10 protein-coding genes are annotated in these 14,901 nt (G+C 68.9%); 8 read left to right on the forward strand and 2 right to left on the reverse strand.

Annotated features, from left to right (window positions below):
- Positions 1-5 precede the first annotated feature (5 nt).
- The 8 genes from ACO07K_RS22235 to ACO07K_RS22270 all read left to right on the forward strand — a co-directional run bounded on the left by ACO07K_RS22235 (position 6) and on the right by ACO07K_RS22270 (position 11,549).
- Positions 6-1,286, forward strand: coding sequence for a hypothetical protein (locus tag ACO07K_RS22235; RefSeq protein WP_422031727.1), 1,281 nt, complete (start codon positions 6-8; stop codon positions 1,284-1,286).
- 9 nt (positions 1,287-1,295) lie between these two features.
- Entirely contained in the window at positions 1,296-2,777 is a 1,482-nt protein-coding gene (locus tag ACO07K_RS22240) for a hypothetical protein (RefSeq protein WP_422031729.1), read from the forward strand.
- A gap of 39 nt (positions 2,778-2,816) precedes the next feature.
- On the forward strand, positions 2,817-5,783 hold the full coding sequence (locus ACO07K_RS22245; protein ID WP_422031731.1) for a virulence factor SrfB: 2,967 nt from the start codon (positions 2,817-2,819) through the stop codon (positions 5,781-5,783).
- Between the two features lie 5 nt (positions 5,784-5,788).
- Positions 5,789-8,458, forward strand: coding sequence for a virulence factor SrfC family protein (locus tag ACO07K_RS22250; RefSeq protein WP_422031733.1), 2,670 nt, complete (start codon positions 5,789-5,791; stop codon positions 8,456-8,458).
- A gap of 9 nt (positions 8,459-8,467) precedes the next feature.
- Positions 8,468-9,565: a tetratricopeptide repeat protein gene (locus ACO07K_RS22255; RefSeq protein ID WP_422031735.1), complete on the forward strand. Its 1,098-nt coding sequence runs from the start codon at positions 8,468-8,470 to the stop codon at positions 9,563-9,565.
- Between the two features lie 11 nt (positions 9,566-9,576).
- The gene (locus ACO07K_RS22260) at positions 9,577-10,044 is read left to right on the forward strand and encodes a hypothetical protein (protein WP_422031737.1); all 468 of its coding nucleotides are present in this window, start codon (positions 9,577-9,579) and stop codon (positions 10,042-10,044) included.
- 65 nt (positions 10,045-10,109) lie between these two features.
- On the forward strand, positions 10,110-10,985 hold the full coding sequence (locus ACO07K_RS22265; RefSeq protein ID WP_422031739.1) for a hypothetical protein: 876 nt from the start codon (positions 10,110-10,112) through the stop codon (positions 10,983-10,985).
- Between the two features lie 114 nt (positions 10,986-11,099).
- The gene (locus ACO07K_RS22270; RefSeq protein ID WP_422031741.1) at positions 11,100-11,549 is read left to right on the forward strand and encodes a hypothetical protein; all 450 of its coding nucleotides are present in this window, start codon (positions 11,100-11,102) and stop codon (positions 11,547-11,549) included.
- On the opposite strand, the gene ACO07K_RS22275 is transcribed toward ACO07K_RS22270, so the two are convergent.
- Both ACO07K_RS22275 and ACO07K_RS22280 read right to left on the reverse strand, forming a co-directional pair.
- Positions 11,515-12,198 (reverse strand): response regulator, encoded by a 684-nt coding sequence (locus ACO07K_RS22275; protein WP_422031743.1) that lies wholly within the window; start codon positions 12,196-12,198, stop codon positions 11,515-11,517. The two genes, ACO07K_RS22270 and ACO07K_RS22275, sit on opposite strands and share 35 nt — an antisense overlap.
- On the reverse strand, positions 12,188-14,890 hold the full coding sequence (locus tag ACO07K_RS22280) for a DUF4118 domain-containing protein (protein WP_422031745.1): 2,703 nt from the start codon (positions 14,888-14,890) through the stop codon (positions 12,188-12,190). Before ACO07K_RS22280 ends, ACO07K_RS22275 begins: the two co-directional genes overlap by 11 nt.
- Positions 14,891-14,901: the final 11 nt, after the last annotated feature.

Raw genomic sequence — 14,901 nt, forward strand, 5'->3', positions numbered from 1 at the left:
CACCCATGGGCGAACGCCCCACTTTGTTGATGACGACCCGACTGGGTGTGCGCCCTCTGGGCGTGCGGGGCGAACCGCTGCATGCGGTCGCGGGCCAGTTGCTGTCCGTCATCCGCCGTCGCCTGGGTGACGGTGCGGCCGACCTGCTGGCCGATCCGCAGCTTCGCGAATCGGGTGACGGCATCGACTGGTACGCCGCCCGCGGCGGGAACGTGCAGCGCCTTGCGGACCTGAGCGAAGACCAGCGCGCGGAGGTCCTGCGCATCGCGGAGGAGCGACTTGCCGCCATCCGGTCGCTCGGGGCGCAACTCATGGGGTCCCAGACCAGCGAAGAGGCCCGCCTGATTGGCCGCTCGCTGGAACTGTCGACGTCGCGCCCCTCGGACGATTTCGTCTTCGTCGTCGACGGACAGCCGGTGATCGTCGCCTGGGGCTACGAAGCCGATGCGGCGGCGAGCCTGCAGACCTTCCAATTGGCCACCGTTCCGCCGGCAGCCATTCCCCAGGCGGTGTTTGCCAGCGCACCGGCCGGGGCGATGCTGCCGGCGACGCAGATCGTCGGCTGGGCACCGTGGGTCAGGGCCCTGCTGTTCGGCCTGCTCCTTCTTCTCCTGCTGCTCATGACCTCGTGGCTGCTGCGGACCTGTGTGCCGGTCGATCCCTCCGTGAACGTGGCCACGCTCGAGACGCCGGCGCCCCCGGCCCCCGAAGCGCCGCCCGACCCCACGCCGCTGCTGAAGGCGGCCTTCGACTCGGCGGCGGACGAGGAACGCAAGCTCAAGGCCGAGTTGGCCTCGCTCGAGGCCGAACTGAAGGACAAGCTCGAACAGTGCAAGCCGATCGAACCGCCCAAGCCGCCGCCGCCGCCCCCGCCGCCCGTGGCCAAGGTCGAGCCGCCGAAGCCGCCGCCGCCGGCGCCCAAGCCGCAGCCGCCGCAGCAGGCCTCCGCGCCGCCGGTGAGCCGGCCGCCGCCCGGCCAGCTCCCCTGTGACTGGGCGGGCGATTCCGGCGGCGAAGGCGTGACGCGCAACAAGCACTATCTCGGCGACAAGCCGGGCTTCGTGGCGTTGAACTATCAGCTGTTCCAGCGACCCGATGACATCAAGGTCATCTATCGCGGCCAGAACATCGCCGGCACCGGCGGTCCACGCAGCGGCCGCGGCGGCTTCGGATTCGACTGGAATCCGGTCGCCGGGGATTATTCGGTCGACGTGATCGTAACGGGTGAACAATGGGGCACGCGCTGGAACTACGCGATCGCCTGCCCGCGGGGCAGCAGACGGTGAGGAACTGAGATGGCCGCAGGTCCGCTCCTGGTCAGTGAACCGCTGCAGCGCTTTCGCGCGCTGGGCCTGGCTGGCGATCCGGTCTGGCGCTCGGCGGGACAGCTGCGCGCCGCCATCGCCGCGCGTCTCTCGCGCGAGCATGCCGACCTGCTGGCCCTGCCGGAGGCCGAGCCGAGCGGGCGCACCATCAACTGGTATGCGCCGTTCGACGGAGAAGTGAAGCGCCTCAGCGATCTCGATGACGCCGAGCGCCGCGAGATGCTCGACAGGGTGCAGCGCCTGCACGGTGAGATCGCGGGACTCGCGACCCAGATGGAAGCGGCCGAACGATCCGGTGCCGAGCGCAATTTCGGGCGACTGCTGCGTCACGCGCTCACCGCCCCCGGCGAGGAAACGCTCTACGTCGTCGACGGCCGTCCGGTGATGACCTTCTGGGGATTCACCGCCGAAGCCGCCCTGCCGGGCGTGTTTTTCGCCAGCCCGCCGCCCGCGGTGGCAGGCGCGGCCTCGATGCGTGCCGCGGCGCCGGGACTCGCCCGTCCCGCGGCCGTGCTGGCCTCGGCGCCGGCGGTTGCCGCCGTCGCGGGGCCGCGGACCGTGTGGTGGCAGTGGCTGCTGCTGGGCGTGGTGCTGATGCTGATCCTGGCGCTGCTGGCCTGGCTGGTGCGGCCCTATCTGCCGCGCATCGAACCCTATATCGAGGCCGAAGCGCGCGAGCGGGCACTGGGATTTGCCGTCCGCCAGCCGGCGGAGCTGCAGCAGGTCCGCGCCGCGACCCTGGTGCAGGACAATGAAGACTTGCGTCTCGAACTGGCGCGCCTCACCGACGAGCTGTCACGGCGCGGCGGCGATTGCGCCGCCGGCGTGATCGGACCGGGCGGTGTGATCGTCGGTTCGGCCGGCGGGCCGCCGATCGAACGTGGCGCCGGCCCCGATCTCGGCGTGGCGGCCGCCGATCCGGCGCAGGACGCGAAGGATCCGAACAAGCCACCGGCCAAGGGCGCCGACGTCAAGGGCGCCGACGTCAAGGGACCCGACGAGCAGAACAAGGACAAGAGCGCCGCGGCGCCCAACGATCCGAAGAATGATGCCGGCAACGGGAAGAAGGACGAGCCCAAGCCAATGGTGGTGCCGCCCGAGGCGAAGCAGAAGCAGGACCTCGCCTTTCTGAAGGGCGACTGGCGCTCGCGCACCGGGCTCGCCACCGCGACCGGCGAGAAGGATCTGCGTCCCAACTACACGCTCGACGACAAGGGCAAGGGCAAGGTGTCCTTCACCCAGAAGAACGGCACCACCTGCGAGGCACCCGCCGAGGCGCGCTGGGACGGCACCAAGCTGGTGATCGAGGAAAAGAGCAATCCGCGCTGCAGCGACGGCAAGACCTACGCGCGCAACACCGTGAACTGCGAAATCGGCGCCGACGGCGCGGCGCAATGCAAGGGCAGCCAGCCCGGCGACCCGCGCAGCTACAAGGTGCAGATCGGGCGCTGAGACCCTACATATGCATGATGATGGCCGTACCGGAGTGACATGAGCGACCTCGCCCGCCTGCCGAGCTATCCCAGCCCGACGACGCTGATTGCCCGCTCCGGCATCCAGTTCCTCGACTTCGGCTTCGATCCCGTGCGTCTCAAGGTCCGCGAATGGGGATTTCATGACGCTGCGGCCACGAGCGCGGTCGACGATCTCGTTCAGCTCGACTTCGACGAGGGCCGCGGCCAGTACGAGGTGGTGGAGAACGGCCGCCGTCGCGCCGCCGATCCCAATCTGGTGATCACCGCCAAGGATGCGCTCGCGCCCTTTCTCGACAAGTGGGTGCCAGTGCCGTTCCTGCAGGTCCGGCCCAACAACCAGTTCCGCGAGGGTCCGGCCGACTGGGCGCGCGTACGCGTGGTCGATCTCGAGGCGCGCTACGGATCGGGGTATCGCGACGAGCAGGGCAACCGCTACCGCGCGGTGCTGGCCTTCGATACCGGCCTGATTGCCGAAGCCGAAGGCCGCGCCTATCTCGCGCCATCGCCCAAGGACGTGACCGCCGGTGCGCTGTTCGCGCTGGCCCCGCAGCAGCGCGCGAACCACTGGCTGCTGCGCCAGAGCTGGATGGTGCAATGGCTCGAAGAGCTGTTCCATGAACTTCATCCACGCGCGACCGCGGAGGAGATCGACAGCGACATCAAGCAGAAGCCGCAGGAAGCCACGGCCCGCTATCTCGCCTTCCTCGGCCTGCTCGCCGCCACCGCGCACTTTCCGCCGGTGAAGCTGGTGGGCGATGCCGAGCGGCCCGGCCGCGGCGCGATCGAAGTGGATCTCGTGCTCGACGTCGGCAACTCGCGGACCTGCGGGCTGCTGATCGAGGCGGCGGGCGAACTCGGGGTCAACCTCAACGATTCCTACGAGCTCGCGCTGCGCGACCTCTCGCATCCCGAGGTCGTCCACACGCGCCCCTTCGAATCGCGCGTCGAGTTCGCGCAGGCCTGGTTCGGCAAGAACCACCTCTCGCGTCTCGGCGGGCGCGCCGATGCCTTCGTCTGGCCGACCATGACGCGCGTCGGTCCCGAGGCGACGCGGCTGGCCGCGCGCCGCCGCGGCACCGAGGGCAATACCGGCATGTCGAGCCCCAAGCGCTATCTGTGGGACGAGGAGCCGCAGACCCGCGAATGGCGCTTCAACGTGGCCTACGCGCAGGACCAGACGGCGATGCCGGCCGCTGCGGGGCCGATGGCCCAGCTCGTGAACCAGAAGGGCGAGCCGTTGCACCTGGTCGATCCCGACGCCGATTCGGCCGACCATCTCCCCGTGTTCGAACCGCTCTATTCGCGCTCCTCGGTGATGACGTTCGTCCTCACCGAAGTGCTGCTGCAGGCGCTGATGCTGATGAATTCGCCGCAGCAGCGCGGCCGGCGGGCCCATGCCGAGACGCCGCGCCGCCTGCGCCGCATCGTGCTCACCCTGCCGACCGGCATGCCGCTCGCCGAACGCCTGATCTTCCGCAGGCGCGCCGAAGCCGCGCGCGATCTCGTCTGGATGATGATGGGCTGGAAGCTCGACGACCCGGCGGCGCCTGCGCCGCGCGTGCTGACCGACTGGGACGAGGCCAGCTGCACGCAGCTCGTCTACCTATACACCGAGGTCGCCCGCAATTTCGGCGGCGACGCCCGGCGCTTCTTCCAGATCACGCGCAAGCCGCGCGGCAAGCCGCCCGAGGACGTGCTCAACATCGCGAGCATCGATGTCGGCGGCGGCACGACCGACCTGATCATCAACGCCTACCGTCTGGAAGGCGCCGGCACGTCGGTCACGCTGTTGCCGGAGCAGAAGTTCCGCGAAGGCTTCAACGTCGCGGGCGACGACATCCTGCTGCGCGTGGTGCAGGCCCATGTGCTGCCGCCGATCGAGTCGGCATTGCGCACCGCGGGCATCGCCAATCCGGCGGACCTGATGGCCGAGCTGGTCGGCGGCGACCGCGGCGGCGAGGACGTGATCCAGCGCAACCTCCGCCAGCAGTTCGCGCTGCAGATCGCCCATCCGCTGGCGCTGGAGTTCCTGCGCGCGGCCGAGACCTACGACCCGACGTCGGGCGTCGTCGCGGCCGAGCCGCGTCCCTACGAGACCTTCTTCCCCGGTGGCGCCAAGCCGTCGGAGGAGGTCGTCACCTTCGTGAACGAGGCGGCGCGCAAGCGCGGCGCCCAGGACTTCGACCTGCGCGACGTCGTTTTCCCGGTCGACCTGCCGGGCCTCGACAAGACCGTTCGGGCCGAGATGGGCCGTGTCCTGGCGCCGCTCGCGGAGATCGTCCACGCCTACGATTGCGACGTGCTGCTGCTCTCGGGCCGGCCGTCGCGCCTGCCGGGCATCCGCTCGCTGGTGATGGAACTGCTGCCGTTGCCGCCGGAGCGGGTGATCTCGCTGCACGAGTACCGTGTCGGCGCCTGGTATCCGTTCCGCGATGCCCGCCTGCGGGTGGAGGATCCGAAGACGACGGTTGCGGTGGGCGCGATGATCGCCGCACTCGCACAGTCGCAGCTTCCGGATTTCTCATTCCGCTCCGATCTGCTGCGTTCCAAGAGCATCGCCAAGTTCATCGGCAAGCTCGACGGTGGCGGCCGCCTGCAGAAGGAAGACCTCGTCTTCCGCGACGTCGATCTCGACAATCGCGAATTCGAACTGCCGGAGGTCGCCTTCGAGTTCCGCGGGCCCATGTGGCTGGGCGCACGACAGCTCGACCTGGCGCGCTGGCCGGCCGCGCGGCTCTACGCGCTCGAGTTCGCCAAGCCGGAATATGCCGAACGCCATGCGCGCGAGACGCCGTTCCGCATCACGCTCGCTCGCGTGAAGCCCAAGGACAAGGATTCGGGCGACGTCGAACGTTTCCGCCTGCGCCAGGTGACCAACCGCGACGGCCGGGCCGTCGCACTCGACCGCCTGACGCTCCGCCTCCAGACACTGCCGCGCCGTGAGGGCTACTGGCTCGACACCGGCATGCTCAAGACCGGTTAGAGGACATGGACACAGTCGATCTCAAGCTTGCCCAGGACTGCGAGGCATTGGCCGTCGCCGCGAGCGAAGGCGTGGCCTGGCTGAAGGATGCGGCCGACCAGTCGCCCACCGTGGCGCAGCAGGCGCCGTCACTGGTAAGCGAGCTGCAGAAGGTCCGCAATCAGAGCCGCAAGCTCGCGCGCGCCGCCCGCCGGCGCATGTGCGTGGGTGTTTTCGGCCCCAGTCAGGCCGGCAAGTCGTACCTCGTCTCCATCCTCGCGAGCCGCGACGGCCGCCCGCTGCAGGCGCGCTTCGCCGACAAGACCTACGACTTCCTGCGCGAGATCAATCCGCCGGGCAATCGCGAGTCGACCGGCCTGGTCACGCGCTTCGGCCTCGGCCTCAGCGATGGCTCGCCCGACTTCCCGGTAAAGGTCCGTCTGCTCACGCAGACCGACATCGTGAAGATCCTGGGCAACTCTTTCCTGCTCGACTTCGATCACCAGAAGGCCGAGTTCGTGCGGCCCGACGGGGCGGCGATCCGCACGCGCCTGGCCGAACTGCGCGCCAAGGCCCAGCCGGCGCCGGTCGGCGATCTCGAGTCCGACGACGTGCTCGACCTGATCGAGTATTTCGACACCTTCTTCGCCGGAGTCACTGCCGAGCTGCGCACCGATTTCTGGCGCGAGGCGATCGATCTCGCGCCGCGCCTGTCGGGTCAGGACCGTGCCCGGCTGTGGTCGGTCCTGTGGTACGACTTCCAGCCCTTCACCGAGCTCTATCTCACCCTCTACGAGGGACTGCAGAAGCTCGGCCACGCGCCCGAGGCGCTGCTGGGCATGGATGCGCTGATCCCGCGCGAGAAGAGCATCGTCGACGTGCTGACGCTCGATCGGCTGGGCACCGACGCCGACGATCCGCTGCTGGTGCGTCCGCGCCGCGCCGACGGCCGCTCCGCGTCCGACGCGCGCCTGCCGCGCTCGCTGGTCTGCGCGCTCACCGCCGAGCTGAACGTGGCGATCGACGAGAAGCCGTGGGACTTCTTCGACCACACCGACCTGCTCGACTTCCCGGGTGCCCGGTCGCGGCTGAAGCTCGCCAATCTCGACGATGTCGCCAAGTCCAAGGGCGTGGCCGAAGGCGCGAACCCGCTGCGCGAGTTGCTGCTGCGCGGCAAGGTCGCCTATCTCTTCCAGCGCTACTCGGCGGAGCGGGAGCTCAGCGCCATCCTGCTGTGCATTCCCGACGGCAATCAGGAGGTCCGCGATCTCTCCGACATGATGTCGGCGTGGATCGACCAGACGATCGGCGCCACGCCGGCGGACCGCGCCAAGCAGAAGAACGCACTGTTCCTCGTGTTGACCAAGATGGATCGCGAGTTCGAGCAGAAGGCCGGTGAGACCGAAGAGTCGCGCCGCCTGCGCTGGAGCGCCCGCCTCGGCAACTCGCTGGTCAACAATTTCCGCGGCGAGTGGCCGCTCGACTGGAACGGCAGGCCTTTCAACAACAGCTTCTGGCTGCGCAATCCCACGGTCATCGACGAACGACTGATGGACTATGACGGCGGTCGCGAGGTCGGCATCGCCGATTCCTTCGCCCAGCGCGCCGGCGAGCTGCGCCGTCATTTCATCGAGAACGAGGATGTGCGGCGCCACTTCGCCGATCCGGCGCTGGCCTGGGACGAGGCGTTCCGCGCCAACGATGGCGGCGTGGCGCACCTGGTGAAGAGCCTGATCCCGGTCTGCGACCCCGCGATCAAGCGCGCCCAGGTGCGCGGCCAGCTCGAGGTCCAGCTGCGCCGCCTGGTCGACCGGCTGGCCGGCTTCCACAGCGCGTCCGATGGCGATGCCCGCACCAAGAAGCGCGATCTCATCCATACGGTCCTGCGCGGCCTCGCCAACGTCATCCAGCAGCAGCTTTTCGGCGAGCTGGTCGCCGCCCTGCAAATCGCCGACACCGCGTTGCGCGAGATCTATTTCCGCATCGCCACCGCCCGTCCCTCGGACGAGGGCCTCGGCCGGAACGGCAAGCCCGCGGGCGCCACGGCGCAGTCGACCGGTGCCGCCGTCGATCTTGGCGCCATCTTCGCCGACGTGTTCGGCGAGGAGCCGGGCCGCTCCGCGCCGCCGTCCGGCGTGCTCGAGGATCGGGCCGAGAGATTCGCCCGGGAGGCCGCGGACTACTGGCTCGAGAACATGCGCCGCGTCGGATCCGACGAGAAGGCGCTGTCGCATTTCGGCGTCGACCGCCAGCATCTCGGCTGGCTGATCGATGAGCTGATCGTGGGCGCGCATCGGCTGAAGCTGATCGACCAGCTCTCCCACGAGGTGCGCGAACTCGAGAACGCCGCCAACGCCAAGTGGGAGGAGATCGCCGAGCGCCAGGTGCGCACGGCCTCCTCGGCTCTGAACGGCTATGTGAGCGCGCTGGGCTTCGACAAGCTGCCGCTGGATCAGCGGCCCGGCCTGCCACCGAACGCACCGCTGCGCCGCGTGTTCGAGCAGCCGACGATCATGATCGACGGCATTCCGCAGCTCAGCGAGAATCCGGCGCCGATCTATGCCGATTACTGCAAGGACTGGATGCGCGCCTTCCTGCAGCTCGCGATGGACAATGTCGGTTACGAAGGCGGACGCGAGATCACGCCGGAGCAGAACGACCGGCTCGGCGCCATCCTGCGTACCGTGGCAGCGTAGAGCGTTTCAATGCCCGTTCGCGCGACCATCACCCCGCTGCCGGAACCCGGTCACGCGCTGTTGCGCGTGAGCGAACTCGACGCCGCCCCCGACGGGCTCACCCTCTCGATCCAGCGCCAGCAGGGGCCGGATACGCACCTGGCCGACGACGGCTGGCGCCGCACCGAGACCTGGCTGAGGCCCGACGAGGTGCGGCGCAATGGCGACATCCTCGAATTCCATCTCGGCCCCGAGATCTGCGACCGTCTGGCCGGCATCGCGACCGTCCGCTTGCGCGTGCGCGAGCCCGATATCGGCGTCGTCGGCACCACGGTCGTGGCCTGGCCTGCGATGCTGACCTCCGGCGCCGCCGGCGCTTCGGGCAGCTACGACGACACCGTGCGGCTTCGCGGACGGCAGGCGCCGCCTCCCGCGCCCGAGCCGGAACTGCCGCCACCGCTCGAGGTCGCGCCCGAACCGCCACCCCCGTTTCCACCTCGTCCCGACCTGCGGGCGGCACGCGATCCCATGGCCGATCTTCCGAAGCGCTCCGGCGCGACGGGTTGGATGATCGCCGGCGTGCTGGTCCTGCTGGCGGTGGGCGGCGGCTATTACTACTGGACCAACCATCTCCATCCGCCGGAGCCTGTCGTCGCCGCGGCGCCGCCGCCCGCGCCCACGCCCCTTCAGCCACCGGCCCCGCAACCGCCCGCCAAGTCGGTGCGCGAGACGGTGGCGGAGTATCTGGCGACCAAGCCGGCGCCCGATGCGATGCTCGGCAAGGCGCGTGACTTCGCCAAGTCGGGCGACATGGGCGCCGCTTTCCTGGTGTTCCGCCAGGCCGCCGAGCAGGGCAATGCCGCGGCCCAGGTCGAACTGGCCTCCTTCTACGATCCGACGAGTCCGGCCAAGGCAGGCTTCCCGCAGGACGGCGTCCAGGCGGCGGACTGGTACGAGCGCGCCGCGCTGACGGGCCTCGCGGAAGCCCAGCGCAAGCTCGGCCTCCTGTTGGCCAAGGGCGGCGCCGGCCTCGCCGCCGATGTGACAAAGGCCAAGGTCTGGCTGCAACAGGCGGCGGCCCAGAACGATGCCGATGCGAAGAAGGCGCTGGACGGTCTCCCGAAATGAAGATGAGCCTGTTGCTGCCGGTGACGGCGGTGTTCCTTGCCGGACCTGCGCACGCACAAACGGCGAATAAACCTGCGAGCCCGCCGCCGCCGAGCAGTCTGACCTGTGGCGTCCTGAAAGCCGAAACCACGAAGACGGGCTCGACATCGAACTGGACCGTCTCCGGTCCCTCCGGAAAGAACACGGAGACCGGCGTGCTCAAGAGCGGCCCGCGCTTCGACTGTCTCGATGGCGCCGTGCTGACCGTCGAATTCACCTCGACGGCCGGGCACTCCTTCTTCGACGCGTATTTCCCCGACGGCACCAACATCGGCTACGGCCGCCAGCAGATCGACCGTCGCGGCAACCGCTTCGTCCTGCCGATCCAGGCCAAGGCCCGCATCGCCGCGCCGTATCGGACGGCCTTCGACTATCACTGCAAACTGAGCATGCCGCTCGATCCGATCACGCCGGCTATGCGCGCGGAGTGCGCTTCCTGATTCTCCTTGTCAGCAGGCACGCGAATTGCACCTAGTGTGCGTCTGGCTAACTCGGGGGAAATGTGATGAAGATCAAGATCGTCGGCAGGCTGACCGCCCTTGTCCTTGCAGGCTCGGCCCTGCTGGCCGCCCAGCCCGCTCTGGCACAGGGTGCGATCGACAATAGCTCGCTCGCCTCCCCGGCGTTCCGCGAACACAAGCGCACCTTCGGGCTGGTCTACACGCTGCCGAAGGAAGTGAACGACCTTCTGTCCATCACGATCGGCGGCTTGCTGCGCGAGAAGCTGCTGAACGCCAACCTCATCGACGAGGCGCTGCGCTTCAACATCCCGCACGTCACGGTGCTGCACATCCACAGCGGCGATCCGACGACGCCGGACAAGATGCTGAAGGCCATGCCGAAGCTGCCGCCGGTCCTCAATGTGACACTCAAGACCTTCTATACGACCGAAGCGGCCAAGGGCGCCGGCCATCCCTGGTGGCTCGACCTCGGCATCGTGAAGGAAGGCGCAAGCTTCGAGGCCATGATGGCCTTCAATACGCTCGCCACGCCGGCGCTGACGCCGCTGCGCGACGGTCCGCTGCCGCGCGTCACCGGCCCGGTCTATGCGGCAATGGGCGATGCCGGCAAGGAACTCGTCCAGACGGTCGGCGTGAGCGGCATCAACACCGTGAAGGACGGCAAGGAACTGCGCCCGCACAATCCGCACAACACGCTGGTCTACTCGATGGCGAAGTTCACGCCGGAGATCCAGGCGGCGTTCAACCAGACCGCCGTCGAGTTCAACCAGATCCTGCCCGACGGTATCCCGACCGCGTTCAAGACGGTATCGATCGTGGAGCTGGGCTTTGCCGGCAACGTTCTGCGCGAGATCTATCGCCTGAGCCTCGAGGACGGCTCCGTGATCAACGTCGCGACGGGCACCAAGGTCGCCAAGTAGCCTTTGAGGCGAACAACCCCGTCTTTATGGCGGGGCTATGCCGGCCTGCGTCCAGCCCTCTCGAATTCCTACGGGACCCTCCGCCATATCGGAGGCGTCCCGGAGGAATTTCATATGCTCGACATCCTGTCTTCTGCTCCCGACGACCCGTCGGGAGCCCTCGTCGATCAAGTCATGGCGGTCGCTCACCTGCCGGCCACGGCAAGCGTCGCCGTCATCGGCCATCACACCCTCCCGCTCCTTCTCGCCCTCATGCGTCGCGGCTGCGAATGCGTACGGAGCCTGCGTCCGGACACGGTCGCGCCGGACGGTGAAGCCGCCGACCTCGCCTGGATCGTCGACGTCGCCAGCGAAGACGAACTCTGCGAGGCGCTGCAGGCCGCGCGCCGCCGGACCGGAGCGAGCGGCCGCGTGATCGTGGAAGGCACGGAGTGCGTCTGCCGCACAGGACTTGCCGCCATCCGCGATCGCGCGGCCAGCGCGGGCTTCGTCGTGGTTGCGTTCGATCACAGGGCCGGCCGGCTTGTCTTCAGACCAGCCGGTAGCCGACCCCTGGCTCGGTGAGCACGTGTTGCGGCGAGGCCGGATCGGTCTCGATTTTCTGGCGAAGCTGGCGAATGTAGACACGCAGGTACTGCGGATCGACCGCCTCGTCGCGCCAGACTTCGCGCAGCAGGTGTCGATGCGTCAGCACCTTGCCGGCATGGATCGCGAGCTGTTCGAGGATGTCGTATTCCTTGGGCGACAGCTTCACCGCCTCGCCAGCGCGCTCGACCAGGCGGCGCACCAGATCGACTTTCAGTGTTCCGCTGGCGAAAGACCGGTCCGCCCCCTGCTGCTGCAGCCGGTGACGGAGCGCCGCCCGCAGGCGCGCCATCAACTCCTCGGCGCCAAACGGCTTGGTGACGTAGTCGTCGGCGCCGGAATCGAGGGCCGCGACCTTGGCCGCCTCCTCCCCGCGTCCCGACAGCACCACGATGGGCACCGGTGCGAGTTTCCGGATATCGGCGATCAGGTCGAGCCCGTCGCGATCGGGCAGGCCGAGATCGAGCAAAACGAGGTCCGGCCGGTGGTGCCGCATGGCCTGCAGCGCCTCGGCGCCCGTTCCGGCTTCCAGGATACGGTAGTCATGCGCCGCCAGGGTCGTGCGCAGCAGCCGGCGGATCGGCGGCTCGTCCTCGACGATCAGGATGGTGGCGCCGTCAGCCGTCATTTTGAGACACCGGAAATTCCATCACGAATTCCGCACCGCCGGGTTCATTTCGTTCGTTTCGATTATTGCGATTGTTTCGATTGCGCGCCGTGAGCGTGCCCCCCATGGCTTCGACGAAACCGCGGGCGATGGCAAGCCCCAGCCCCGTGCCGGCACGCCGCCGATCCCCCGACTCGGCGCGATAGAACTTCTCGAAGATGCGTTCGAGGTCAGCCTCGGCGATGCCCGGCCCCTCGTCGCGCACGATGATCTCGATCCTCGATCCGGCGAGCCTGGCCTCCACCGAGAGACGGCCGCCGGGCGGGGAATACTTGGCGGCATTGTCGAGCAGGTTGAACAGGGCTTGCTCCGCCAGCACGAAGTCGAGCGACAAGACCGGCAGCGCCGGCGGCACGATGCTGGCGACCTCGTGGCCGGCCAACAGCGGCGCGGCGCGGCGCAGTGCGGTCGAGATCAGGTCGCCCACTTCGACGGCCTCGCGCGCAGGCACGATGGCGCCGGCATCGAGGCGCGTCATGTCGAGCAGGTTGCCGACGAAGCGGTCGAGCCGCTCGGCCTCGCCCTGCGCCGTCGCCAGCAGCTCCTCGCGCGCCGCTGCATCGTAGCGTGCGCCGAAGCTGCGCAGACTGGACAGCGCGCCGATGATCGAGGCGAGCGGCGTGCGCAGATCGTGCGAGACCGAAGTCAGCATCGCCGAGCGCAGCCGTTCGCGCTCCGCCCCCAGGCGGGCCTGGTCGATGTCTTCCGCAAGAGTCACGCGCTCGATGGCAACGGCGGCCTGGTTGCCGACGGCCTCGAGCAGGCGGCGTTCGCCGGCCGAGAGCTCGTGACCCTCCTTGTTCGGCAGCACGCCAATCACCGCAATGGCCGAACGGCTGGTGCGAATGGGCACGAACAGCCAGCGTCCTCCCGGCAGGGTATCGGTGCCGCGGCCTGCGGGCCGGTCGGCATCCCAGGACCAGCGCGCGGCGGCGAGATCGGCGTCGCTCAGCGCGCCATCGGGAGGAAAGGCCGCCCGGGTGGTGAGCTGGCCCTCCTCCGGCATCAGCACCACGATCTCAGCCTGCAGCAGGCGCGCCAGGTGCGAAACCACGATCCAGAGAAGATCGTAGAGTTCGACGACACCGGCGATCTTGCGGCTGAAGGCGTAGAGCCCGGCGGTGGTGCGCGCCTCGCGACGCGCCGACTCGGTCTGCGTGCGCGTCCGGGCCGCCAGCGCGCTGGCGATCACCGCCACGACGACGAACAGGAAGAGCGCCATCACGTTGGCCGGATCGGCAATCGTGAATTGGTAGAGCGGCGGCAGGAAGAAGAAGTTGAAGCAGGCGACGCTCAGCGCCGAGACCCAGAGCGACGGCACCAGGCCATGGCGTGCGGCGGAAAACAGCACGGGAAGCACGTAGACCAGCGAGATGTTGGGCAGCACGATCAGGCGATCGATCAGCACCCCGGCGACGGTCGCGACCGCCGTCGCCAGACTGCCTTCGAGATAGGGGCCCGGCGTCAGCGGCACGTCCCGCAGCCAATCGCGCGGGCCGGCCTTCTGCTCTCCATCGGCCGAGGGCGCCACCTCGACGGCAAGGCCCGATCCCGAGCGCACCAGCTCGTCGACCACTGAGCCGTGGCGCAATTCGAACCAGCGCGAGCGGCGGGACTTGCCGACCACCACGCGCGTGGCATTCCGCGAGCGCGCGAAGGCCACGATTTCCTCGACGACCGAGCGGCCGGGCAAGGTCACGACCTCCGCCCCAAGCCGGGCTGCCAGACGCTGGGCCTCGGCGAGGCGCGCATGTTCGGCCTCCGAGAGCGTGGCGTGCCGGTCGGTCTCGACATAGAGCGCGATCAGCTCGGCATCGAGCGCGTCGGCGCTGCGCTTGGCGGCCCGCACGGCGTTGGCCGCCCCCGGCCCCGGATCGAGGCAGACGATCACCCGCTCGCCCGCCGCCCAGGGGCCGGCAATGGCATGTTCGCGCATGTAGCTGCGCATCTGCTCGTCGACGCGCAGCGCGGTCCGCCTGAGCGCCAGTTCGCGCAGCGCCGTCAGGTTGCCGGGCGAGAAATAGTGCCGGAGCGCGCGCTGCGCCTGGTCGCGGACATAGACCTTGCCCTCGGCCAGGCGCGCGATCAGGTCGGCCGGCGTCAGATCGATCAGCTCGACCTCGTCGGCGGCATCGACGACATGGTCCGGCACCGTCTCGCGCACGCGGATGCGCGTGATGCGGGCGACCACATCGTTCAGGCTCTCGATATGCTGGACGTTCAGGGTCGAATAGACGTCGATGCCGGCCGCCAGGAGCTCCTCGACGTCGAGATAGCGCTTGGGGTGCCGGCTGCCCTCGGCATTGGTGTGGGCGAGTTCGTCGACCAGGACCAGCGCCGGCCGCCGCTTCAGGATGGCGTCGAGGTCCATCTCCCCGATCGTGCGGCCGCGAAAGTCGACGGAGCGGCGCGGCAGGATCTCGAGCCCCTTGAGCTGCGCCTCGGTCTCGACCCGGCCATGGGTCTCGACGACGCCGACCACCACGTCGGCCCCCTCGCGGAGCCGACGGTGGGCCGCCGACAGCATCTCCCAGGTCTTACCGACACCGGGCGCGGCGCCGAGGAAGATCTTGTGCTTGCCGCGCGACTCCTTCTCCGCCGCCTTCAGAAGCGCGTCGGGCGAGGGCCGCAGATCGTCAACGGCGGTGGGCATGCTGCCGGATC

It is taken from the genome of Reyranella sp. (genome assembly GCF_965228225.1).
Taxonomy (GTDB): domain Bacteria; phylum Pseudomonadota; class Alphaproteobacteria; order Reyranellales; family Reyranellaceae; genus Reyranella.